We start from the raw sequence: 20,767 nt of genomic DNA, 5'->3' as shown, positions 1-20,767 counted from the left end.
TCGTTACAATCGGAATCCGATTGTCACAATAGGAGGCGGCTGACCTGCGGTGATGGGGCTGGCGGTGACAGTCGGGCAAAAGCACCTAAGGTGCGTACGAGCGGACCATCCGGGCTTCGCCGGTGCCGGCGACGATCTCGCCGCACGCCCATGCCGGCACGTGCCGGGCGGTGAGCACCGCGAGCGCGCGGTCGGCGGCTCGTCGGCGGAGACCACCGCGACCATGCCAACGCCCATGTTGAACGTACGCTCCATCTCGTCCTGCTCCACCCGGCCGCGACGACCGGCGACCAGTTGGAAGACCGACGGGACCTGCCATGTCGAGCGATCCACCACAGCGTCCACGGTGGGCGGAAGCACCCTTACGAGGTTGCCGGCGAGGCCGCCGCCGGTGATGTGGGCGAGCACCCGCACCTGCGTCTCGACGATCAGCTCGAGGCAGTCCTTCGTATAGATCCTGGTCGGCGTCAACAGAACTTCGCCGAGCGGGCGGTCGTCGTCGAGATCGTCCACCGTGGAGTCCAACGGCATTTCCGCGCCGCTCAACAAAACATGCCGGACCATCGAGAATCCGTTGGAATGCAAGCCAGACGAACCCATCGCGATGACCACGTCGCCAACCCGCACCGAGTCGGGCTTCAACACGTTGTCCGCGTCGACCACGCCGACCGCGGTGGCGGCCAAGTCGTACTCGTCCGGCTTCATCAGCCCGCCGTGCTCGGCCGTCTCGCCGCCGACCAGCGCGCAACCTGCCTGCTGGCAGCCTTCGGCGATGCCCGCGACGATGGATGGCGATCCGCTCCGGCACGACCTTGCCGCAGGCGATGTAGTCCTGAAGGAAAAGCGGCTCGGCGCCGCACGCGACCAGGTCGTCGGTGACCATCGCGACCAGGTCGATCCCGACGGTGTCGTGCAAACCGGTCTGCTGCGCGATGGCGAGCTTCGTCCCCACCCCGTCGGTCGAGGAAGCGAGCAGCGGCTTGCGGTAGCGGCTGGTGTCGAAGGCGAACAGGCCGGCAAATCCACCCAGGTCACCGACCACCTCGGGGCGGTGGGTGCGACGCACGGCCGAGCGCATCAGCTCGACCGCGCGGTCGCCGGCGTCGATATCGACACCGGCCTGCGCGTACGTGGCGCCCTGCTCCGGCCCGCTCACGGCCGGCGGAGCGCGTCGGCGCCACCGGGACTCGCGGTCAGGGTCGGCAGCGCTTGGCCATGCGGCGCCGGCTGCACCCTGCTGCCGATGCCCTCCAGCAGGTGTTTGCCGATCATGTTGTCCTCCGGCAGCGGAATGGGATAGTTGCCGTCGAAACACGCCATGCACAGCCGGTTCGCCGGCTGCTCGCTCGCGGCCACCAGGCCGGCCAGCGACACATAGCCGAGCGAGTCCGCGCCAATCGAGGCGCGGATGCCGTCGTTGTCGAGGCCGTTGGCGACCAGCTCAGCGCGGCTCGCGAAGTCGATGCCGTAGAAGCACGGCCAGGTGACGGGCGGGGACGAGATGCGTACGTGCACCTCCAGCGCGCCGGCCTCGCGAAGCATCCGTACGAGCGCGCGCTGGGTGTTGCCGCGGACGATCGAGTCGTCGACGACCACCAGCCGCTTGCCGCGGATCACGTCCCGCAGCGGGTTCAGCTTCAGCCGGATGCCGAGCTGGCGGATCGACTGGGACGGTTGGATGAACGTCCGGCCGACATACGAGTTCTTCACCAGGCCGAGGCCATAGGGAATTCCGGAAGCTTCGGCGTATCCGACCGCCGCCGGGGTGCCGGACTCCGGAACCGGGATCACCAGGTCAGCTTCGACCGGGTGCTCTTTTGCCAGCGTACGGCCCACTTCGACGCGGGTGGCGTGCACTCCGCGGCCGGCGATGGTGGTGTCCGGGCGGGCCAGATACACGTACTCGAACAGGCAGCCCTTGGGCTTGGGGTTGGCGAACCGCTCGGACCGCAGGCCGTGCTCGTCGACGGCGATCAGCTCGCCCGGCTCGACCTCACGCACCACGCTCGCGCCAACGATGTCCAGCGCGGCGGTCTCGCTCGCGACCACCCAACCGTTCTCCAGCCGGCCCAGGACGAGCGGGCGCACACCCTGCGGGTCACGTGCCGCGTACAGCGTCTGCTCGTCCATAAAGACCAGGCTGAAAGCGCCTCTGACAGTGGGGAGGACCTTCAGCGCGGCGGCCTCGACGGACAGGTCCGGGTCGCCGCACAGCAGGGTCGCGAGGATCGCGGTGTCGCTGGTCGCGTCCGGGCCGCTCATCTGGACGCCGCTCATCTCGACCGCTTTCGCGGCCAGCTCAGCGGTGTTGACGAGGTTGCCATTGTGCGCGAGGGCGACCGTTGTTCCGGTCGTGGTCGAGCGCAGGGTCGGTTGCGAGTTCTCCCAGGTGGGGCCGCCGGTGGTGGAATACCGGTTGTGGCCCACTGCCAGGTAGCCGTTGAGGCTGGTCAGAGTCGTCTCGTCGAAGACCTGCGAGACCAGCCCAAGCTCCTTGTAGACGACGACTCGGGACCCGTCGCTGACCGCCATGCCGGCGGCCTCCTGGCCGCGGTGCTGCAACGCGTACAGGGCGAAATAAGTGAGCTTGGAGACCTCTTCGCCGGGTGCCCACACCCCGAAGACGCCACACGCGTCCTGAGGGCCGCGCTCCTGGGGGTCTAGATCGTTGGTCAGCCGGCCATCGCCCCTTTTGCGGGCGCCACTGCCTGTGGCCACGAACGCGCTCCTGACTGGATTTGTGGCGGGGGAAGCGTGCGAGATCAAGTCTACGCTGCCGGCCTCTTCCGGTCGTATCGGCGCAGCTACACCCCCCGCCACTCGCTGTGACGTTGTGTTGTCCGCATTGCCGCGATGCGTGCGTTGGACGCACGCATCGCGCCGATGCGGACAACCTGGGCGTACGGAGGGTGACGGGTTTGGGTGTCCCGGAATGTGGGCTGACCGTACGGCCGCTGGACGGCGGGAGGTCGGCGGTGCTTTCATGGGAACGTGACCAGTTGGCCAACCACCCCGCAGGCAGTGCGCAGGCTGCCCCGCGAGTTCTGGGTGTCGCGCCGCGGCCACCTCTTCGACGAGTGCTGTCCCTGACGAGGACCACGCCGTCCACCTGAGGTCATCGGACCCGGTGGTGGCACCCTTTTCGTCAGTCCTGGAGCAAACCGTCGTGTCCCCCGTGCATCTTGAGCCCTATCTGCTCTCTCCCTCCGTCCTCACCCGTACGGCCATCAACCAGCGAGTCGCGGCGCTCGCCGCGGACACCGACCGGTGGCAGTCGCTGCTGCACTACTCGACCGACGAGCGGTGGTACGCACAGCTGGAAAGCAACCCGTACTACGACGCGTGGCTGCTGTCATGGACTCCTGGCCAGACCACCGAACTGCACGACCACGGCGGCTCCTCCGGCGCGTTTACCGTGCTCACCGGCAGTTTGCGGGAGGTCGTACTGGCCGCCGGACTGCCCCGGCACGTGGACCGGCCGGCCGGCTCGACGGTCACCTTCGGGTCGAAATACATCCATGACGTCGGACACGCTGGCCACGGTCCAGCGGCCAGTCTGCACGTCTACTCGCCGCCGCTGTCGACGATGAACTACTACGCGATCGACCGCGGCGAAGTCCTGCGTACGCGTACCGAGGCCACCGAAACGCCCGAACGCGGCTGGCCGCGGCACCCGGCGCTGGCCACGCTCACGGCGGTGTCCTGACCGTGACCCGTACGATCGACGACCTGCTCGCCGAGTCGAGAGCCCGGCTGGACCGGCTGTCCCCGGATGAGACCTTCACGGCGGCCGCCCACGGCGCGATCCTGGTCGACATCCGACCCGCCGCCCAACGGCTGGTCTCCGGCGAGGTGCCGGGTGCGCTGATCGTCGAGCGGAACGTGCTGGAATGGCGTTTCGACCCGGCCTGCGACGCGCGGCTGCCGGTGGCCGTCGACCACGACATTCAGGTGATCGTGCTCTGCGAAGAGGGCTACACGTCAAGTCTCGCGGCGGCCGCCCTTAAGGACATCGGTTTGCACCGCGCGACCGACGTGGACGGCGGTTTCGTGGCGTGGAAGGCAGCCGGACTGCCGACTCAGATGTCGTCCCAGCGGGTCGCCTCGTAAATCTTCGCGAGCAGTTCCATCGCACGGTCATCGATCGGCAACGTCAGATCGTCCACTCTAGGCCAGCCGCGCGGACCCCATGCGGCGCGAAACTGTCGTACCCCTTGGGCAGATTTGCCCCCACCCAGTGACGGGTGGGGGGCGGGTTCGAGGACCAATGTTCAACTAAAAATTACAGTTTGCCTCTCGACCCACCCCCCGCCCGTTCAAAGGGAGGGGGAAAGAAAAACAGACACGTACGACAATTTGGCGCCCCATCGGCGTGTCGGGGACTGCGCGGGGCGAGCGCCCACCCAAATTCTGACGCGCGTAGGGGCCGCGTCTGCCACCATCGTCGGTGTTGTGTCGTGCAGGCGAGTTTCACTGGACCACGGCGTTGGCCAGGTCCTTCACAGAGGAGGGTCGATGGCACTCGGGCCGGTGTTGGTGTTTGGTGTCGATCCCGCAAAGATTCCGGGCGACTGGGATCCTGAGCCGGTCATAGCGGCCATCGCCCGCGGTCACGCCCGTTTCGCCGACCACGCCATCGAGGCCGACCTGTGTTTGGTGGCAGTCGACGAGGACTCCGAGGCAGCGGTCGTTCGAGCACTGGCCGACAAGGAATACACCTGCGTGGTGATCGGCGGCGGGATCCGCAAACACGAGCCATATCTTGAGTTCTTCGAGAAGGTGGTCAACCTGGTTCGGCTGCATAAGCCCGGCGCCGCCATCGCTTTCAACAGCAGCCCCGAAGACACCGTCGACGCGGCACTGCGGTGGCTTTAGGTTCGGGGTGAGGGCAGGTCGAAGTAGGTCATCATGCCGGCGGCGAAGCCCAGGTCGCCCCTGACTTTCAGTTTGCCGGTCATGAAGAGCACCGGTGCGGACGCATTCTTGGTGATGAGCTTGAGAAAATCGGCCGGGCCGATGGTGATGGTGACGCGCGGGTCGGCCGTACGGCCACGGGCGGCATGGCAGGTGCCGGCGCTGATGACGCTTTCATAGCGGTCGTAGCCGTCATCTTCGGTTGGACTGCCAGCGAACCGGAAATGCACCACGGCGCGCGCCTCACCGGCGCGGTCGGGGCGAAAATGTGACTGCATCCGGCGGAAGATCTCGTCCAGCACCCGGCCGCGCAGCAGCGGGTGGGACATCACCGAGTCGACCTGCCCCTTGGACGCATGCGCGATCAGGTCGGCGAAAATCTCCGGGTCCATAGTGGACAGCTCCAGGTCCGCGCCACCGGCGGCCAGCCGGTCGAGCTGGCTGAGGGCACGGACGAAGTCGGCCCGGGTCAGCCCGCGCGGGTCGATGCCGGCGGCCAGCGCGTTCAGGTCCAGCTGGGCGATCCGCTCGTCTGCCGGGTCCAAGCCCGCCAGCAAGTCGACCAGCTGGGTCGGGGTCAGGCCCGCGAGCGCCGCCGCGGTGAGGTCGGTGCCGGCCATCTACGTCTCCGTACGCAAGAGTGTGAAACAGCGCACAACCGAACTTACTCAAGAGTAGATAAGCCCGCAAGATCTAAAGGAGGTGCCAGGTCGTCTCGCAGGTCGCGGACACGCTGACCAGCTCCGGCTCCAGGCTGAGGTTGCTCACGTCCACCGCCTGACCGCCGCCGTAGGCCATCATCCGCGGCTGGAACCCGCCGCCTTGGTCCACCAGCTTCACCAGCGGACCGAGCTGGGCGCCGAGCGAGCGAGTCGCATAACCCTCGGCCGTGACCCGGGCGTCGGTGAGCGCCGCGCCCTGAGCCTCCCGCCGAGCGTCGGTCGAGTCGGCCAGCAGCCAGTGCGGCCCGTCCAGCTCGGCCGGCTCCAGCGCCGCCAACCGACCCACCAAGTCAGGCAACTGAGTCAGATCACGGAACACCAACACATACCGCTGTTGGGCGACACTGCCGACCCGACGATTTTTTTCCTCCCACTGCTCAGAAACGCTCAGTAGCCGACTGGCCACTCGTACGCCGACCACCTGCATCGCCGGTTCCACGTCGCCCAGCCGGGCGTTGAGTGCGGTCACCGCCTCCGCCCGGGTGGTGCCCGCACCCTGGAAACTCACCGTCAGCCTGGCCCGGTCGGCGAGTCGCTCCACCTGACCGGTCCCCGTCGTCACGATTTCCGCCATCCGACCAGCCAACCGTGCCGCCGGTACCGCCCGCAACCCGGCCCGAGGTTTTCGTCAGCGGACGCGAAAGACGGGCCACGAGGGGTGAAGGGGAGGCCGACGCCTGCTGGTACGAGGAAAGCGTGCTCGCGTCTTACCCGTACGACATCGCATTCGCCGTCGGTGATGACCAGAATCGGACCGTCTGCGGGAAAAATCCGGTGCGTGCTCCAGCAAGTTGACGCCAGGCTGCAGCACTGTGCCGCCCCGACCTCGCACCTTGACCCGGCCGGCGATGTCCTCGACCGGCAAGTAGCCGGCGTCGTACGCGACCGCGTCACAAAAGACGACACGAGCCGCCGGCACGTCCCGGCTCATCGCGTACGAGGCGATGGCGCCCAGCGCCTTGCCGAGCAACTGGGTGTCCATCGACCCGGAAGTGTCCAGCACGACACCGAAAGTCGGCCGTTTGGCGAGTTCCTCCGGGCGGCGCCGGCGGGGTCGCGGGATGTCCGGGGTGGACGCCTGGCGGCGGGAGGCGCGGGCGTACGAACGGACCGGCAGCGGTGGGCGTACATGCTCGTCGAACCAGCGAGCCAATCGGGCATCCCAGGCCAGCGGCGGATGTTCCAGTGCCCGAATTTCCTGTTCCAGCCCAGCTGGCAGCAGCCCCCGACCGTTGGTGTGGTGATATTCCAACCCGGTCGCCAAAGCTCGTCGATAGAAGTCGTCGAGGTTCGTCGCTCGAACCCGATCCGTGCGCTGCCAAGGCAGTGGCGCCGACACGTCCCGGCGCGACCCGCGCCGCTGGGCGGCCTCCGGCGCGGAAAGCCAATCCCCTAGGACATCTCCGGCCTTCCGGCCGCCGAAAGTCGTCAGTTTGCGGGCCCTGCGCAAGTCGGTCGCGAGCGTGTCGTAGACAGATTCCGCTGACAGGCCAGCCAAACTCGGGTCATAAAGCGACTGTTCCGGAATATGCCCGACAGCCATTTCCACCAACCAGCCGTTGATGACATAGTCGCAGGCCACATTCCACAAATAATGATCGCGGCCATCGGCACGATCACCATGCCGCAGTGCCGCGTGCAACATTTCGTGTGCCAGCACGAAACGCCATTCCTCCGCCGACAAAGCCGCACGCGGATTGATATAGACCTCGCCATATTCGGCATTCACCGCGGCCACCGTGATGTCCCACGACCGGGCGATTTCCGGGTCGTCGACCAACGTCAACCCAGCCGCGACGGCACCCAGCAACGGGTACGACGACACGAACCAATTAAGCGCGCGATCCCATTCCCGCATGGTCTTGCGGCGTACCGCCGATCCGCGCTGCTCAGCGGCCTGCTCGACGGCGGCCGCGACCGCATCGGCCAGGCCTGCTGCTGCGAAAAGGTCCGGGTACGAGACAGGGCGCCAGGCCGACGGCGTCGGCGGACGGTGATAGTCGTCGGCGACTTCCAAGCAGGGCCGCGCACCCGCGGTGCCACAGCTGCGAAACTCGCTCGGAATGCCGGAGACTCGCCACTGCTCCAACAGAGTTGTCTCGTCTCCTCCCGGAAAAGCCGGCAGCCAGACCAGCGGCCGGCCGATCCGGGCCGCGTCGGCAAATCGGTTGACCGCCACATCGCAGGCGGCCGCATAAGCGGCGTCGACGGTGTCGTCAGGCTGGACCACGGCTGATTCGGTCAGCCTCGAGCGGTCCAGGTGACCGAGCCCGAGATGCAGCAGCAGGTGGGTGAAAACCCAGGCCCACTCGGCCGGCTCGCCGTCGATTTCGGTGTTGCGGCTGATACACCCGGCCGTGTCGACAATCGCGAATCCGCGCCGCAGCGAATCGCTTTCACGAACCGTGACGTACCGCGCGAGCCGGGCCAACGCCGGATTTCCGGTCGCCTGCTTCCATCCGTCGTCGGCGGCCTTCGCCCGGCGCTTGGCCGCTGCGGTCTGGTTGGTTGTCACGCCCGAGCGGCGACCAGCCGCGGCAGGTCGCGCGCGGCCTCCAGCAGGAACCAGGACGGCAACGCCGGGCTGCCATCTTCCGCGTTCGCGTTCGCGATCGCGATCGCGAGTTGCGCTATCTCCAGCGAAATCTCGGCCAGCTCCACCAGCAATGTCTTGGCGCGAAAGGCGAACCGATGCGCGGTCGGCGACGCGTGCCTTTTGTCGGCCGGAAGTTCCCGGGCCAGCCGAGCCCGAAAAGTCTCGGCCAGGAAATAGAGCAGATCCCGGTCCTGCGGCGCGGCCGGCCAGCGGGCGTCACCCTTGAGGATCGCCTCGAAGTCGTACGCGTGCCGGACAGTCTTGAGATAGGCCCGAAAAGCCGCCGCGTGGGTGGGCGTCAGCGTCGCGTAACCGAGCATCGCGATGGTCTCGTCGGACACCTCCGGCCCGTACGAGTGCAGGGTGTCGGACAGCATGTGCCACGACCGTGGCGTGGAGAACGGTTCCTCGGTTTTGGGTGGTGCACTCCACAAATGGTCCGGCCGCTGGGTGAGGTAGTCGACGATCCATGCGTGAATGCCGTTGTTGGCCGCCCACTTGAGCCAATCCGCCGCATCGGCCCGCAAATGGACGTGCACACCAGCCGGTTCACCAGCGCGGACGCCATTGGCCGAGCCAACGCCTGGTCAGTAGCCCGGTTGCCGGCACCTATCACGATCGACCCGGCCGGCAGCTCGTACGAACCGATGCGGCGATCCAGGATCAGCGAATAGAACGCTTTCTGGACATCCGGCGAAGCGGCGTTCAGCTCGTCCAGGAAAAGGCAGTACGGCTCGTCCCGGGCGATCTGCTCGGGCGGACAGAACCGGCTCTTCCCGTCCACGATCTGCGGCACGCCGATCAAATCCTCCGGCGCGAGCTGCGTTTCCCAACAGCGACACGCATTCCAGATCGAGTGAGGCGGCGAATTGGCGTACCAATGAGGATTTCCCGATTCCGGGAGCTCCCCACAGAAACACCGGACGGACCACGGCGACGTTCACCAGCACCTCCGGCAACTGGGCCGGGGTGACGGTCGTTACGGACTGCACGGGGTCTGACTGGGGTCGCTCATACGTCCATGATCCCGCAGCCGTGCAAATTGATTTCAGTTAGGTTAGCCGGAACCGCAGACGGCACACGACCGCACACGTACGGCGACCGACCGCGCGAGCCACCACCGCCGCCCGCGCCGGTTGCGCAGGATCCGCTCCCAGAGCCGCGTCGGCTCGATTTCCCCGATCAGCACGACAACGCGCCCTTCGGGCAGTGACTTCACATATCGTACGATCGGTTCGTCGATGGTCCGATGCGCGGAGTCGAGCATCACCAACGGCACGTCCGGCCGCCATTGCTGCCACCGCTCGGCAAATTTCCGGTTGGCTTCGGTCTCATCGTCGAAAGCGACATGCAAAGCCACCACGCGGTCACCCATCGACATCGCGGTGGACAGACTTTCGGCCGCCAGCCGGGTAATCGACACCACTGGCACGACCACCACACAGCCGGTCCGGCGCGGCTGCGCCGGCATCGCATCGACATCGATCGCCGCGCCAATCCGCTGGTACGCGCGACGGACAACGGTGAAGCCGACCACCAGCAGCAGCGGCAACACGAGGACGATCAGCCAGCCGCCTTCCAGGAATTTCGAGGCGGTCACGACAAGAAGCGCGGCCGCGGTCATCGCCGCACCGAACACCGAGAAGGCCGCTTTCCACCGCCAGGCGCGGCCGCGGACCTCCCGCCAGTGCCGGAACATCCCCACCTGACACAGCAGGAATCCGACGAAAACCCCGATCGCGAACAGTGGTACCAAAATGTTGACGTTTCCGGCGGTGCCGATCAGCAGTGCGCCGCTCAGCGCGGCCAACACGAACACACCGTACCTATGCACCATCCGGTCCGCGCGCAGCCCGAAGACATGTGGCAGGAAGTCATCAGCGGCGAGTTTCGCGGCTAGTACGGGCAAACCACCGTACGAAGTGTTGGCGGCAAGCGCCAGCAAGACCACTGTGGACAGTTGGACGACGACGTAACCGACGCCGTTTCCCAGCGATCCCTCGGTGACCAGCGACAGGATCGTACGACCCGCGACCGGTCGGGCGCCGTACCGGTCGATCACCACAGCGAGGCTGATCAACAGCACGCCAAGCAGCAGACCCAGGCCGGCCTCGGCCGTACGTGCCCGGCGCTGCCGCGGTTTGCGGAAGGACGGCGTCGCGTTGGCGATCGCCTCCACCCCGGTCAGCGCCGCGCAGCCGTTGCCGAATGCGGCCAGTACGAGCAGAATGCCGACCGATCCGACCGTCACCGGCTGGGTCGGCGCCGGTAGCGGATGCACCGGACCACCATGAATCAGCCCGATCCCCACAACAATCAGGACCGCCACCACGAAAACCGCCGCAGGGAGCGCGAAAAGTCGAGCACTCATGGCGATTCCGCGCAGGTTGATCGCGGCGATGACCAACAAAACGACCACACACAACTCAGGCGTCCATGCCAGCAATGCTGGGAAAGCCGAGGTCAGCGCGGCCACGCCGGCGGCCACCGAGACGGCGACGTTCAGCACGTAGTCGATCACCAGCGAAGCGGCCGCCACCAGGCCGCCGAGCGGCCGAGGTGCCGGGTAGCGACGGTGTACGCGCCGCCGCCGTCCGGAAAGGCCGCGATCACCTGCCGGTAAGTGGCGACCAGCAACAAAAGCAGCAGAACGATGGCGATCGTCACCGGGATGGTGGCGCCCATGCCGACCGAGCCGGCGGCCGCCAGCACCAGCACGATCGCCTCCGGCCCGTACGCGACCGAGGCAATCGCGTCGAGCCCCAACCCGGCGATGCCGGTGACCGAGGTCAGCCGGTGTTTCTCGTGGTCCCGCACCTGCTCGGCAGGCTTGGTCAAAATGGCCGTCACCAGGTCATGGTCGGTCGTTCCCGGCCGCTCTCAGCAGGGCCTTGACGGATTCTTTACGGCGGCGCGGATTTCCTTACGGGTTCCTGACATCCGATGTGGGCGCGCTCACCCGCTGGTTGGGCAACACGTCGTACGGATCCTCGATCAGACCAGTCTTCACCGAATAACCGTCGAAGGCATTCTTCGCCAGCGGCCGCCAGGCAGCAGCAGGAACTTGGACGGTTTGTCGATGCACACCGGGAAAATCGTCAACACGCGTCGGCGGCGATCCGGAGCCGGAGGAAGTTCTTGTACGACGGCATGCGCAGCGCGCAGAACAGTTCGTTGTAGTTGGCACCGAAACCGGTCGCCGTCAGGAAGTAAATCGCACAGCAAGCCAATCCGGCGACGAAGCCTGCGACGGTCACCCAGGCCAGATAGGCGGTGACGAAAAACGCGCCGGAGGAGTGCGGCGCCACCATCCCGGCGACCCACTGGAAAGCGCCTTGCACGGCGAAAAACGCCGCAGCCTGTAGCACGGAATGCAGGATTGTCAGGACCAGCCGTACCGGCCATCGCTGGTCGACTGGCACGGTCCAGCAACAGAACAGCAAAATGGCCACGATGATCCAGACGCCCGGCGAAGTCGCCAGCGCGCCGGCGAATTCGAGCACCCCGTACGCCGGGCCAGCCCCCGCTCTGGGCGGCGGACAGGACGCCGTGTTGGGCGCACACACAGCGGCGCGATCCTCGCCAACACCTGGCCGAAACTCACCTCGAAGGCGGCCGCGGCACGCAGGGCATGCCCTTCGATCAGGGTCGCCAGCAAGTAGATCCCGCAGAAGAACAGGCCGAGCGGCCAGTTGGTGAACATTCGCCAGAGCACCTGGATGCTCAGGTTTCGGGACACTTTCCGGGACGGATACGTGTGAAGGAGGTTCGCGTATTCGGCACCTGGCGGCGCGGCTGGCTCGGCAGGAGCCTGCGCGGCCGTCCACTGTGGACGACGCTTGCTCATCCGGCGGAACGAGCCGGACAGGTCCAGCCGCGGCCAGAACCGCCATAGGTCATGAGTGGACAGCAAATACGCGCCGCCACCACCGGCCGTCACGTACTGCACCTGTTCCTCGGGTTTGTCCACCTCGTCGATATACCGGCTGTAGTGGTGTAAATCTCCCGAAAGGCACAGCCGCAGCCGGCCGCCACCGCACACCTGCTCGCGGAAAAACCGCAGCACCGACAGCTGTTCCTGGTCAGACATACGCGCCGCCAGCACCCAGAACGGCGACGGAAGCACCAGGATGACGCTGTCCGTCGGCTGGATCTGCGGCGCGACCACGGTGGCGAAGAAATCCCGCTGCGCGAAATCCAGCCGGCCGTCCAGCGCGGTGTCGGCGCCAAGCACCCACCAACCGCGCGGCAGCCGGCGGGCGAAATAGGAATGCCGCTGGTTCATCGTGCGGGCGCCGAGCCAGTGGCCGGGGCTGAACAGCTCACTGAACGCGTCGAGCCCGTCGTACCAGTCGTGGTTGCCCGGGATCGCCACCACTTCGAGGTTCGGATCGACCTCGTCGGTGTGCTCCGCGAGTGCGTACGGGCGGAGGGTGCGGTCGAGATACTGCGTCTGCGACGGCGTCGGATAGACCTCGTCGCCGCCGAGCACCAACAGCTGGCCGCGCGGACAGTCCTGCCCGGCGAGCGGCAGCGTCGGCTCGGCGAGGGCGTACGCGACCGCGTACGTGGCGTCGAAGCCGTCACCGATGTCGGCGGCGAAATCCAGCCAGTACGGATCGTCGCCGGCCGGCTCGACCGGCGGCGTATCCCAGTCGTCGGCCGGCGGGAACAACGCGGCCTGGGTCACGCGGCGATCCGAATAGCCGCGCATCAGCGCTGTCACACCGGCCGCGAAGCCGGACTTGGCCAGCACGATCGGGTCGGCCCACGACACTGGGGCGCGCGGTCGGAACTCTGGGGCGATCTCGTCTACCGAGCGGGACGGCACGTCCTCATCCTGCCATTTTGGTGGCGAGTTCGTGCGCCCCGGCGTCCCAGATCCGCACAATCGGATTCCGATTGTCACAGTCCCGCAGGTTTGCCCAGCTCAGGGCCCTGCTCTTGGGACAATCGGAGTCCGATTGCGCAGTCAGAACTGAGCGCGCGCTTACTTACGTGACGTCCAAAACCCACGTACCCACCCCCCGCCCTTCAAAGGGAGGGGGCCAAGAATTCCACCCCGGTACGACAATTTCACGCCGTAGCACGTACTGGACGCCACCCAGCCACACCTTCGCGCCGCCGCAGGCACTGCGACAATAGACTCAGCGGCGACAGGGAGGTCTGGGCGTGACGGAGGATGCGGGACAGCGACGGCGTGGACGGCACTCGGCGGCGCCGGTGAAGACCAGCCGGCACTCAGCTCCGGCTCTGGCTCAGGTCCCAGCTCCGCAGCCGCAGTTGCCGCAGCAGCAGCGGTCTGACGAGCGCTACACACCAGGCCTCGCTTCTCGGGCGGTGGCCTTCATGGCCGGCCGGCGGGCCGAGACGCACGCGCGCTTCTTCCTACCGCATCTCGCGCCTGGGCTGAATGTGCTGGACCTCGGCTGCGGACCGGGCACGATCACCCTTGGGCTGGCCGCCGCGGTGGCGCCAGGCGCGGTTCTGGGCATCGACGCGGGGTCTGAACAGCTGGAACTCGGGCAGCGGGCAGCGACCGCGGAGGGCGTCACGAACGTACGGTTCGACCAGGCGTCGGCGTACGCCGTTCCGCTCGCCAACGACTCTGTGGACCGGGTCTTCTCGCACGCACTTTTGGAGCATCTGGCCGAGCCCGAGCGAGCGATGGCCGAGGCCTACCGGGTGCTCGCTCCCGGCGGCGTCATAGGGGTCTGCTGCCCGGCCTGGGACGGCTTCCTGCTGGCGCCTGGATCAGAGGAGGTCGACGCCGCGATCGCGCGTTATCGGAAGTTACAAGCCGCCAACGGCGGAGATCCGCTGATCGGGCGGCGGCTCGGGACGCTGCTGGGTGGGGCCGGGTTCACCCAGGTGCGGCTGGACGCGCGCTACGAAAGATACGTCGACGCGTACCGGATCTCGGAATATCTGGCCGAGCAGCTGGACACCGAGGGCGAGTCGTCGCATGCCGACACGCTCCGCCAGTGGGCCACCCAGCCGGCGGCCATGTTCGCGCAGGCCTGGGTGTCCGCCACCGCGCCCGCAAACCGTAGGCCATCCGATTGGGACGCTGAACGTCCCAACCGGAAAGCTGAACCTACTTGCGGGTGAGGATGACGACCGGAATGTCGCGGTCGGTCTTGGTCTGGTAGTTGTCGTAGTCCGGCCAGATCTTCGCCAGGCTGGGCCAGAGCCGCTTCTTCTCCTCCGGGTTGGCCGTCCGCGCCGTCGCCTCGAAGACCTCGTCCTTGACCTGCAGCTCCACGTCCGGGTTGGCCACCAGGTTGTCGTACCAGAGCGGGTTCTTCGGCGCGCCGCCCTTGGAAGCGACCAGCGTGTAGTCGTCGCCATCGCGGCCGTAGATGAGCGCCGTACGACGCCGTACGCCGGACTTGCGCCCGACCACCGTCAGCAACAGCGTCGGCACGCCCTGCCAGTCGTGGCCCTGCTCGCCGTTGCTGTCCACGTACTGCTTGATGTGATCCGCCACCCAGCCACTCGGGCTGTCAACGACTTCTTCGGCCATGGAGGTGTCCTTTCTGGGGCGTTTGATCCTTCGTCCAGAAAGTAACCAACATCTGGGCCTACCGCTTTATGCCGGCGCCCGGGCAAGATTGGTGACGCTTCGTAACATATAGAGGGGACCGTCGTGGCTCAGCCGGTAACACAGGAACAGCTCATCCAGGATCCGCACCCGATCTACGCGAAGCTTCGCGAGGACGCTCCGGTGAGCCCGATGCAGATGATGACCTTCAGCGGGCGTGGCTGGGTGGTCACCGGATACGCGGAGGCCCGCGAGGCGTTCACCCATCCGGCGCTGTCCCGGGACGGCAACAAGTATTTCGGTGCCCTGGACACCGGGCTGGACGAGCGCGTACGCGCCGCGATGAACCACCACATGCTCAACTCCGACCCGCCGGACCACACCCGGTTGCGCCGAATGGTCGTCAAGGTCTTCACCGCCCGGCGGATCGCCGCGCTGGCGCCGCGGATCACCGAGATCGCCACCGAACTGCTGGACGCCGTCAAACCCGGCGCGAGCCTGTCGACATCATCGACGCTTTTGGTTTCCCACTGCCGATCCGGGTCATCTGCGAGCTGCTCGGCATCCCGTCGCGGGATCAGGACGCCTTCCGCGAATGGTCGAACGTCATCGTCGCCGGAGCCTTCGCCGGCGACAAGCTGCCGGTCGCGGCCAAGGCGATGACCGACTACATCCACGAACTACTGGCCCGCAAGCGTACGAACCCGGCCGATGACCTGCTGTCCGACCTGATCGCGGTACGCGACGAGGGCGACGCGCTCACCGAGGACGAGCTGACCTCGATGGTGTTCCTGCTGCTGATCGCCGGCCACGAGACCACCGTCAACCTGATTGGCAACGGCCTCTACCTGCTGCTCACCCACCCGGACCAGCTGGACCGGCTACGCGCCGACCGCGACCTGGTGCCGTCGGCGATCGAGGAGGTGCTGCGCTACGAGGGTCCGCTGCGCTCGGCGCTACCCCGGTTCGCCACCGCCGCCGACCTCGAGCTCGGCGGCGTCACCATCAGCCATGGCGACATCGTGATGATCTCGCCGCTGGCCGCCAACCGTGACTCGGACCGGTTCGACGACGCCGAGACCTTTGACGTCGGCCGCGGCCACACCCAGCATGTCGCCTTCGGGCACGGTCTGCACTTCTGCCTCGGCGCGCCGCTGGCCCGGTTGGAGGGGAAAATCGCGCTGGAGCTGATCCTCGAACGGTTCGGCACGCTGGAGCTCGCGACCGAACTCGATCAGCTGGTCTGGCGGCCCAGCGGGCTGATGCGTGGGCTGGCCGCGCTGCCGGTCTCGGTCACACTGGCAGCCAGTCGCTGAGGTCCGCCCGGTTCCCGCTGGCCGACACCTTGCCCTGGGCGTAGCCGTCGGCGAAGGTCAGCCGCCCGGTGGCCATCAACAGCCAGGTCACCGGGTCGGTCTCGACCACGTTCGGCGGGGTGCCGCGGGTGTGCCGCGGCCCCTCGCCGCACTGGATCGCGCCGTACGGCGGCACTCGTACCTCCACCGCGTGCCCTGGCACCTTCTCCGCGAGTACGGCCAGCAGGTGCCGGGTGGCCCGCCGCTGAACGTCCTTGTCCGGCGTTTCGTCCCGGTCGAAGGCGGCTTCCGTTTCGGTCACGGATTCCGGGTCTACGGGACGACGAGGTGGCATCAGACCAGACTATCGACCCGCTCTTTGGCAGGGAAAAGTGCGCGCGTCAACACCACCGCCAACGCAGCGCCGATGAGCTGGGCGATCACGAAGCCGGGCACCGAGGCCGGCGAGATGCCGGCGAAGCTGTCGCTGAAGACTCGGCCGATCGTCACCGCCGGGTTGGCGAAACTCGTGGAGGCCGTGAAGAAATAGGCCGATCCGATGTAAGCACCGACAGCTGGCGCGGCGAGGTTCAGCCGGTTCGTACGCGCCAGCGCCGCGATCAGGAGCAGCAGGCCGGCGGTTGCGACAATTTCGGAAAGCCACAGCGACGGTGACAGTCGTACTTTTGTGGAGATGCTGACGGGCGCCGCTCCGAACATCGAATTCGCCAGAATCGCACCGAAAATCGCGCCGGGAACCTGGACTGTGACGTACGCGGCCACCTCCGACCATTTCAGACCACCGCCACAGGCGTCCACAATAGACACAACCGGATTGAAGTGAGCGCCTGACACCGGGCCGAAAATCAGAATCAACACGAAGAGGCCAGCTGCCGTTGCCGCCGCGTTTTCCAGCAGTTGCAGACCAACGTCAGACGGGCTGAGTTTGGCGGCCATGATACCGGAGCCCACGACGACCGCGACCAGAAGTGCCGTTCCCAGGAATTCGGCCAGCAACCTGCGCTGCAGCGTGGTCATCCGGCGGTTGCCGGCATGCGATGAATCGGTCGCGGGTAGCCTGGTTTGAAGGCGTACGACTCGCGTATGAGGTTGGCGGAAGTCGAAAACGTGGCGTCCGCGGAGGCGACGGCCGCTGCCACCGCGGCATCGAGTTCGGCTGGCTCGCAGGCGACTCTCGCGTTCACCAAAGCGGTCGCCGCGACTTCGGAATGCGTACGCGCGGCTCTCGCGTCGACTTCTGGTTTGTCGTCCGCGCTGATGAGGCTGAGTTTGCTGAACGCGTCCCCAGCCGTCACCGACACCTTCACATGACCGATTGTCCAGCCGCCTTTTTCGGCCCGGCCGGAGAGATCACGCAGGACCGCGTCGGCCCAGTCAGCGGAGCCGAATCCAGCCGGCATGCGCAGCTGGAAACTTTGGTTCAGCCAGGCAAGTTGAGCTTCGGCATTGGCATACCGGTCGTAATCGACATCGAGGTCGATCGCCGAATCGCTGGTCCCCGCGAGCTGGTTGATCAGTTCGTCGAGACCTTCGCCCGTACGAGCCGAGTAGAACACGATCGGCTTGCCTGGATAGAGCTTCGTCAACTCGTTTCGGAGTTCTTCTTTGCTTTCCAGCAAATCAGATTTGTTGACGGCGATGACGTCCGCCTCGACGAGCTGCTGGCGGAACAGGTACGCGAGATCGGACTCACTGTCACTGAGCGCCACCGACCGACGGATTTCGGCGTAGCGGAACGGATCCAGCACCGTCACCAGCGGCGCGACGCGGAACCGGTCGCCATGCAGCTGTTTCATCGGGCGTACAACGGTGGCCTGCAGGTCCGTGCAGCTGCCGACCGCTTCGGCCAGGACCGTGTCCGGTTTCGCTTGTTCCACCACGGCGTTCATGACGTCGAGCAGGTCATCGAAGCGGCAGCAGAAACAGCCGCCGGTGACCTCGCCGATGCCGGTCGCGGCCGGGCCGGCCACCTGAGTGTCGACCAGGTCGGTGCCCTGGTCGTTGGTGATGATCGCGACCCGCCGGCCCTGGTCCTCCCAGCGCCGGGCGAGTGCCGCCAAAGTCGTCGTCTTGCCAGCCCCAAGGAAGCCAGTCACCGCTGCGAACGTCAACATGCTCTGAGACCGTACTGGCAATCTGTGCAGAAGAAAACGATTTCTCACGACCTTGACCGGCCACCTGGCCTGGCTACGGCAACGGCCCGTCGACTGCCTGGGGCCAGCGAACCGCACGCAGAACATAGGTGCGGCGCGAAACTGTCGTACCCCTCCGGCAGATTTGCCCCCACCCAGTGACGGGTGGGGGGCGGGTTCGAGGACCAATGTTCAACTAAAAATCAAGGTCCACCTCTCAACCCACCCCCCGCCCGTTCAAAGGGAGGGGGAAAGAAAAACAGACACGTACGACAATTTCGCGCCGTCAAGCGCCCTTGACACCAAACCCAACCCACGCCAGCCCAGCCACACCAATCCCCACCACGTCCGCGCGGCGACCGGAGGTCGCCCAGGTTCGTGGCGGTGGGGTGCCCGCTCTTTGGGCGCCCCGGCGACGCGAACCGGACGCGCCGCCGCCGCAGGAACTGCGGCCAGAGGCACTGCGGTGGGGTGCCCGCTCTTTGGGCGGCCCGGCGACGCGAACCGGACGCGCCGCCGCAGGCACTGCGGCCAACAGCACTGCGGCCATCCAACTAGTGGGTTTTCTTGTGGCGTGGCTTCTTCACCCGGGTGGTGGGCGCTGGGCCACTGTCGCGGCGCCGGGAGTCGGAGCCACGGGAGTCGGAGCCACGGGATGGGCCGGACGGACGGGCGGACCGTACGCCGGGGCTGATCCGCAGTTGGCGGCTGCCGATCCGGGCCGTACCCAGGCGGCGAAGCATCTCGGCGGGCAGGCCGGCGGGCAGGTCGACGAGGCTGTGGTCGGACATGATCTCGATCCGGCCGATCTGGTTGCCGGACAGGCCGGTCTCACCGGTGATCGCGCCGACGATGTTGCCCGGCTTGACGCGGTGGGTGTGACCGATGGCGATCCGGTACGTCTCAGTGTCCCCGCTCGACATTTCGCGGCGGGCCGGTTCGGCGGCTGGTTCCGGGTCCTCGGCCAGCAGCAGCGGCGCGTCGCCGTGCACCATCCGGGCCAGCGCGGCCGCGATCCGGGCCGGTGGCACGTCGTGTTCGGCCTGGTAGTCGGTGATCAGCGCCTCGTACGCGGTGAGGTCCTGGCCATCGAGCACCTCGGTGATCCGGGCCGCGAACTTGGCCTGCCGGCTCGCGTTGACCTCGGCCACCGTCGGCAGCGTCATCGGCTCCAGCGGCTGCCGGGTGGTCCGCTCGATCGAGCGCAGCATGTGCCGCTCGCGCTGCGCGACGAACAGGATCGCCTCGCCGGAGCGGCCGGCCCGGCCGGTGCGGCCGATCCGGTGCACGTACGACTCGGTGTCGTGCGGGATGTCGTAGTTCAGTACATGGCTGATCCGGTCCACGTCCAGACCGCGGGCGGCCACGTCGGTGGCGATCAGGATGTTCAACCGGCCTTCACGCAGCGACGCGATGGTCTGCTCGCGTACCGGCTGTGACATGTCACCGTTGATCGCGGAGGCCGCGAAACCACGGGTACGCAGCTTCTGCGCCAGGTCCTCGGTGGCCTGCTTGGTGCGGACGAAGACGATCATGCCGTCGTACGGCTCGACCTCGAGGATCCGGGTCAGCGCGTCCAGCTTGTGCATCCGGCTGACGGTCCAGTACCGCTGCCGAGTGGTGGTCAGCGTGGAGGTCTTCGACTTGATCGCGATGTCCGCCGGGTCGTTCAGGTGCTCGGCGGCGATCTTGCGGATCATCGACGGCATGGTGGCCGAGAACAGCGCCACCTGCCGGGTCGGCGGGGTCGCCGACAGGACTTTCTCCACGTCCTCGTGGAAACCCATCCGGAGCATCTCGTCGGCCTCGTCCAGGACCAGGCAGTCCAGGTTGGACAGGTCCAGCGAGCCACGCTCCATGTGGTCCATCACGCGACCGGGCGTACCGACCACAACGTGGACACCCCGGCGCAGGCCCTGCAGTTGCGGCGGATACGGCGCGCCGCCGTAGATCGGCAGCACGCTGAAGCCGGGCAGCTGGGCAGCGTACTTCCCGAACGCCTCGGCGACCTGGATGGCCTCTCGCGGGTCGGTGTGAGGACCAGCGCGAGCGGCGCGCACCTGCCGGCGCGCTCGCCGGCGAGGCGGGTCAGGATCGGCAGCGCGAACGCGGCCGTCTTGCCGGTGCCGGTCTGGGCCAGCCCAAGCACGTCGCGGCCAGCCAGCATCGGCGCGATGGTGGCGGCCTGGATCGGGGTGGGCGTCTCGTAACCGACAGCGGTCAGCGCCGCCAGCACCGACGGGTGCAACCCGAATTCGGCGAAGGCGGGCTCATTCGACGCGCTGGTGTCGGCTTCGGTGAGGTCGGCGGGGATCGTGTCGGGCACAGTGAGGGACAACTCAGAAATAGCGGAGGGCATGCACTTTCCATACGGAATGCGCCCAACACAAGAGTGGGCGCGGGCGGAAGGATGGTCGGTTTCCTGGTCAGCCGCGAAATCGTGATTCCGGTGAGTCCACCGGTTTCACCCACAGACTGAGGTATCCGCATCCCTGTCTAGCGCGCGTTCACCGTATCTGCCGTGCCATTTGCAGCCAATCAGC

The 20,767-nt window shown here is 66.9% G+C and carries 22 protein-coding genes and 2 pseudogenes; 8 read left to right on the top strand and 16 right to left on the bottom strand.

The features are described 5' to 3' along the window. Positions 1-85 precede the first annotated feature (85 nt). Both purM and purF read right to left on the bottom strand, forming a co-directional pair. Positions 86-1,156, bottom strand: a pseudogene (gene purM / locus GNX96_RS15495) (phosphoribosylformylglycinamidine cyclo-ligase). Then, positions 1,153-2,676: an amidophosphoribosyltransferase gene (purF, locus tag GNX96_RS15490; RefSeq protein WP_279580457.1), complete on the bottom strand. Its 1,524-nt coding sequence runs from the start codon at positions 2,674-2,676 to the stop codon at positions 1,153-1,155. Before purF ends, purM begins: the two are co-directional and overlap by 4 nt. A gap of 233 nt (positions 2,677-2,909) precedes the next feature. On the opposite strand from purF, the gene GNX96_RS15485 reads away from it, so the two are divergent. The 4 genes from GNX96_RS15485 to GNX96_RS15470 all read left to right on the top strand — a co-directional run bounded on the left by GNX96_RS15485 (position 2,910) and on the right by GNX96_RS15470 (position 4,875). Beyond that, positions 2,910-3,113 carry a hypothetical protein gene (locus GNX96_RS15485; protein WP_163568620.1) on the top strand — a complete coding sequence of 68 codons (204 nt, stop codon included), beginning with the start codon at positions 2,910-2,912 and terminating at the stop codon, positions 3,111-3,113. A 62-nt stretch (positions 3,114-3,175) separates the two neighbouring features. After that, positions 3,176-3,706, top strand: coding sequence for a cysteine dioxygenase (locus tag GNX96_RS15480; RefSeq protein ID WP_279580442.1), 531 nt, complete (start codon positions 3,176-3,178; stop codon positions 3,704-3,706). Further along, positions 3,703-4,110, top strand: coding sequence for a rhodanese-like domain-containing protein (locus GNX96_RS15475; RefSeq protein ID WP_163568641.1), 408 nt, complete (start codon positions 3,703-3,705; stop codon positions 4,108-4,110). Before GNX96_RS15480 ends, GNX96_RS15475 begins: the two co-directional genes overlap by 4 nt. 405 nt (positions 4,111-4,515) lie before the next feature. Further along, positions 4,516-4,875, top strand: a complete 360-nt coding sequence (locus GNX96_RS15470) for a hypothetical protein (protein WP_163568618.1) — start codon at positions 4,516-4,518, stop codon at positions 4,873-4,875. Here GNX96_RS15470 and GNX96_RS15465 read toward each other — a convergent pair. From GNX96_RS15465 to GNX96_RS52090, 4 genes are all read right to left on the bottom strand, one after another. Continuing rightward, positions 4,872-5,534: an SCP2 sterol-binding domain-containing protein gene (locus GNX96_RS15465; protein ID WP_163568617.1), complete on the bottom strand. Its 663-nt coding sequence runs from the start codon at positions 5,532-5,534 to the stop codon at positions 4,872-4,874. The genes GNX96_RS15470 and GNX96_RS15465 overlap by 4 nt on opposite strands. 73 nt (positions 5,535-5,607) lie before the next feature. After that, positions 5,608-6,198: an SIMPL domain-containing protein gene (locus tag GNX96_RS15460; RefSeq protein ID WP_279580441.1), complete on the bottom strand. Its 591-nt coding sequence runs from the start codon at positions 6,196-6,198 to the stop codon at positions 5,608-5,610. Positions 6,199-6,264: 66 nt separating this feature from the next. Then, positions 6,265-8,151, bottom strand: coding sequence for a vWA domain-containing protein (locus GNX96_RS15455; protein ID WP_279580440.1), 1,887 nt, complete (start codon positions 8,149-8,151; stop codon positions 6,265-6,267). Further along, on the bottom strand, positions 8,148-8,771 hold the full coding sequence (locus tag GNX96_RS52090) for a hypothetical protein (RefSeq protein WP_279580439.1): 624 nt from the start codon (positions 8,769-8,771) through the stop codon (positions 8,148-8,150). The genes GNX96_RS15455 and GNX96_RS52090 overlap by 4 nt, the downstream gene beginning before the upstream one ends. On the opposite strand from GNX96_RS52090, the gene GNX96_RS52085 reads away from it, so the two are divergent. Then, on the top strand, positions 8,760-8,906 hold the full coding sequence (locus GNX96_RS52085) for a hypothetical protein (RefSeq protein WP_279580438.1): 147 nt from the start codon (positions 8,760-8,762) through the stop codon (positions 8,904-8,906). The genes GNX96_RS52090 and GNX96_RS52085 overlap by 12 nt on opposite strands. 383 nt (positions 8,907-9,289) lie before the next feature. Here GNX96_RS52085 and GNX96_RS15445 read toward each other — a convergent pair whose 3' ends face one another. The 5 genes from GNX96_RS15445 to GNX96_RS15430 all read right to left on the bottom strand — a co-directional run bounded on the left by GNX96_RS15445 (position 9,290) and on the right by GNX96_RS15430 (position 13,063). Beyond that, positions 9,290-10,771 carry an APC family permease gene (locus tag GNX96_RS15445; protein WP_279580437.1) on the bottom strand — a complete coding sequence of 494 codons (1,482 nt, stop codon included), beginning with the start codon at positions 10,769-10,771 and terminating at the stop codon, positions 9,290-9,292. Continuing rightward, positions 10,750-11,082, bottom strand: a complete 333-nt coding sequence (locus GNX96_RS52080) for a hypothetical protein (protein WP_279580436.1) — start codon at positions 11,080-11,082, stop codon at positions 10,750-10,752. Before GNX96_RS52080 ends, GNX96_RS15445 begins: the two co-directional genes overlap by 22 nt. A gap of 73 nt (positions 11,083-11,155) precedes the next feature. Further along, positions 11,156-11,317: a hypothetical protein gene (locus tag GNX96_RS15440; protein ID WP_163568615.1), complete on the bottom strand. Its 162-nt coding sequence runs from the start codon at positions 11,315-11,317 to the stop codon at positions 11,156-11,158. Between the two features lie 13 nt (positions 11,318-11,330). After that, positions 11,331-11,600, bottom strand: coding sequence for a hypothetical protein (locus GNX96_RS15435; RefSeq protein ID WP_163568614.1), 270 nt, complete (start codon positions 11,598-11,600; stop codon positions 11,331-11,333). A gap of 14 nt (positions 11,601-11,614) precedes the next feature. Further along, on the bottom strand, positions 11,615-13,063 hold the full coding sequence (locus tag GNX96_RS15430; RefSeq protein ID WP_163568613.1) for a metallophosphoesterase family protein: 1,449 nt from the start codon (positions 13,061-13,063) through the stop codon (positions 11,615-11,617). Positions 13,064-13,404: 341 nt separating this feature from the next. On the opposite strand from GNX96_RS15430, the gene GNX96_RS15425 reads away from it, so the two are divergent. After that, the gene (locus tag GNX96_RS15425; protein WP_163568612.1) at positions 13,405-14,343 is read left to right on the top strand and encodes a methyltransferase domain-containing protein; all 939 of its coding nucleotides are present in this window, start codon (positions 13,405-13,407) and stop codon (positions 14,341-14,343) included. Here the strand turns inward: GNX96_RS15425 and GNX96_RS15420 are convergent. Further along, positions 14,330-14,758, bottom strand: a complete 429-nt coding sequence (locus GNX96_RS15420; protein WP_163568611.1) for a nitroreductase family deazaflavin-dependent oxidoreductase — start codon at positions 14,756-14,758, stop codon at positions 14,330-14,332. The two genes, GNX96_RS15425 and GNX96_RS15420, sit on opposite strands and share 14 nt — an antisense overlap. A gap of 123 nt (positions 14,759-14,881) precedes the next feature. On the opposite strand from GNX96_RS15420, the gene GNX96_RS52075 reads away from it, so the two are divergent. Beyond that, complete coding sequence (locus GNX96_RS52075; protein WP_279580435.1) at positions 14,882-15,439, top strand: cytochrome P450 family protein; 558 nt, start codon at positions 14,882-14,884, stop codon at positions 15,437-15,439. Further along, entirely contained in the window at positions 15,436-16,092 is a 657-nt protein-coding gene (locus GNX96_RS52070; protein ID WP_279580434.1) for a cytochrome P450, read from the top strand. The genes GNX96_RS52075 and GNX96_RS52070 overlap by 4 nt, the downstream gene beginning before the upstream one ends. Here the strand turns inward: GNX96_RS52070 and GNX96_RS15410 are convergent. From GNX96_RS15410 to GNX96_RS15395, 4 genes and pseudogenes are all read right to left on the bottom strand, one after another. After that, positions 16,070-16,393, bottom strand: coding sequence for a sterol carrier family protein (locus tag GNX96_RS15410; protein WP_313885677.1), 324 nt, complete (start codon positions 16,391-16,393; stop codon positions 16,070-16,072). The genes GNX96_RS52070 and GNX96_RS15410 overlap by 23 nt on opposite strands. A gap of 32 nt (positions 16,394-16,425) precedes the next feature. Further along, positions 16,426-17,109, bottom strand: coding sequence for an aquaporin (locus GNX96_RS15405; protein ID WP_163568609.1), 684 nt, complete (start codon positions 17,107-17,109; stop codon positions 16,426-16,428). Beyond that, positions 17,106-18,206, bottom strand: a complete 1,101-nt coding sequence (locus GNX96_RS15400; RefSeq protein WP_279580433.1) for a GTP-binding protein — start codon at positions 18,204-18,206, stop codon at positions 17,106-17,108. Before GNX96_RS15400 ends, GNX96_RS15405 begins: the two co-directional genes overlap by 4 nt. A gap of 572 nt (positions 18,207-18,778) precedes the next feature. Beyond that, positions 18,779-20,583, bottom strand: a pseudogene (locus tag GNX96_RS15395) (DEAD/DEAH box helicase). Between the last annotated feature and the right edge of the window lie 184 nt (positions 20,584-20,767).

This window comes from Fodinicola feengrottensis (genome assembly GCF_010993775.1).
GTDB lineage: Bacteria > Actinomycetota > Actinomycetes > Mycobacteriales > HKI-0501 > Fodinicola > Fodinicola feengrottensis.
Note: the sequence above shows the minus strand (reverse complement) of the source record. Positions and strands in the feature narration are given on the sequence as shown.

Excerpts from the sequence above, each read along its gene's own strand:
- GNX96_RS15470 (WP_163568618.1), top strand. The coding sequence starts at position 4,516 with ATGGCACTCGGGCCGGTGTTGGTGTTTGGTGTCGATCCCGCAAAGATT.
- GNX96_RS15465 (WP_163568617.1), bottom strand. The coding sequence starts at position 5,534 with ATGGCCGGCACCGACCTCACCGCGGCGGCGCTCGCGGGCCTGACCCCG.
- GNX96_RS15400 (WP_279580433.1), bottom strand. The coding sequence starts at position 18,206 with ATGTTGACGTTCGCAGCGGTGACTGGCTTCCTTGGGGCTGGCAAGACG.
- GNX96_RS52085 (WP_279580438.1), top strand. The coding sequence starts at position 8,760 with ATGGACGTGCACACCAGCCGGTTCACCAGCGCGGACGCCATTGGCCGA.
- GNX96_RS15420 (WP_163568611.1), bottom strand. The coding sequence starts at position 14,758 with ATGGCCGAAGAAGTCGTTGACAGCCCGAGTGGCTGGGTGGCGGATCAC.
- GNX96_RS52070 (WP_279580434.1), top strand. The coding sequence starts at position 15,436 with ATGACCGACTACATCCACGAACTACTGGCCCGCAAGCGTACGAACCCG.
- GNX96_RS15405 (WP_163568609.1), bottom strand. The coding sequence starts at position 17,109 with ATGACCACGCTGCAGCGCAGGTTGCTGGCCGAATTCCTGGGAACGGCA.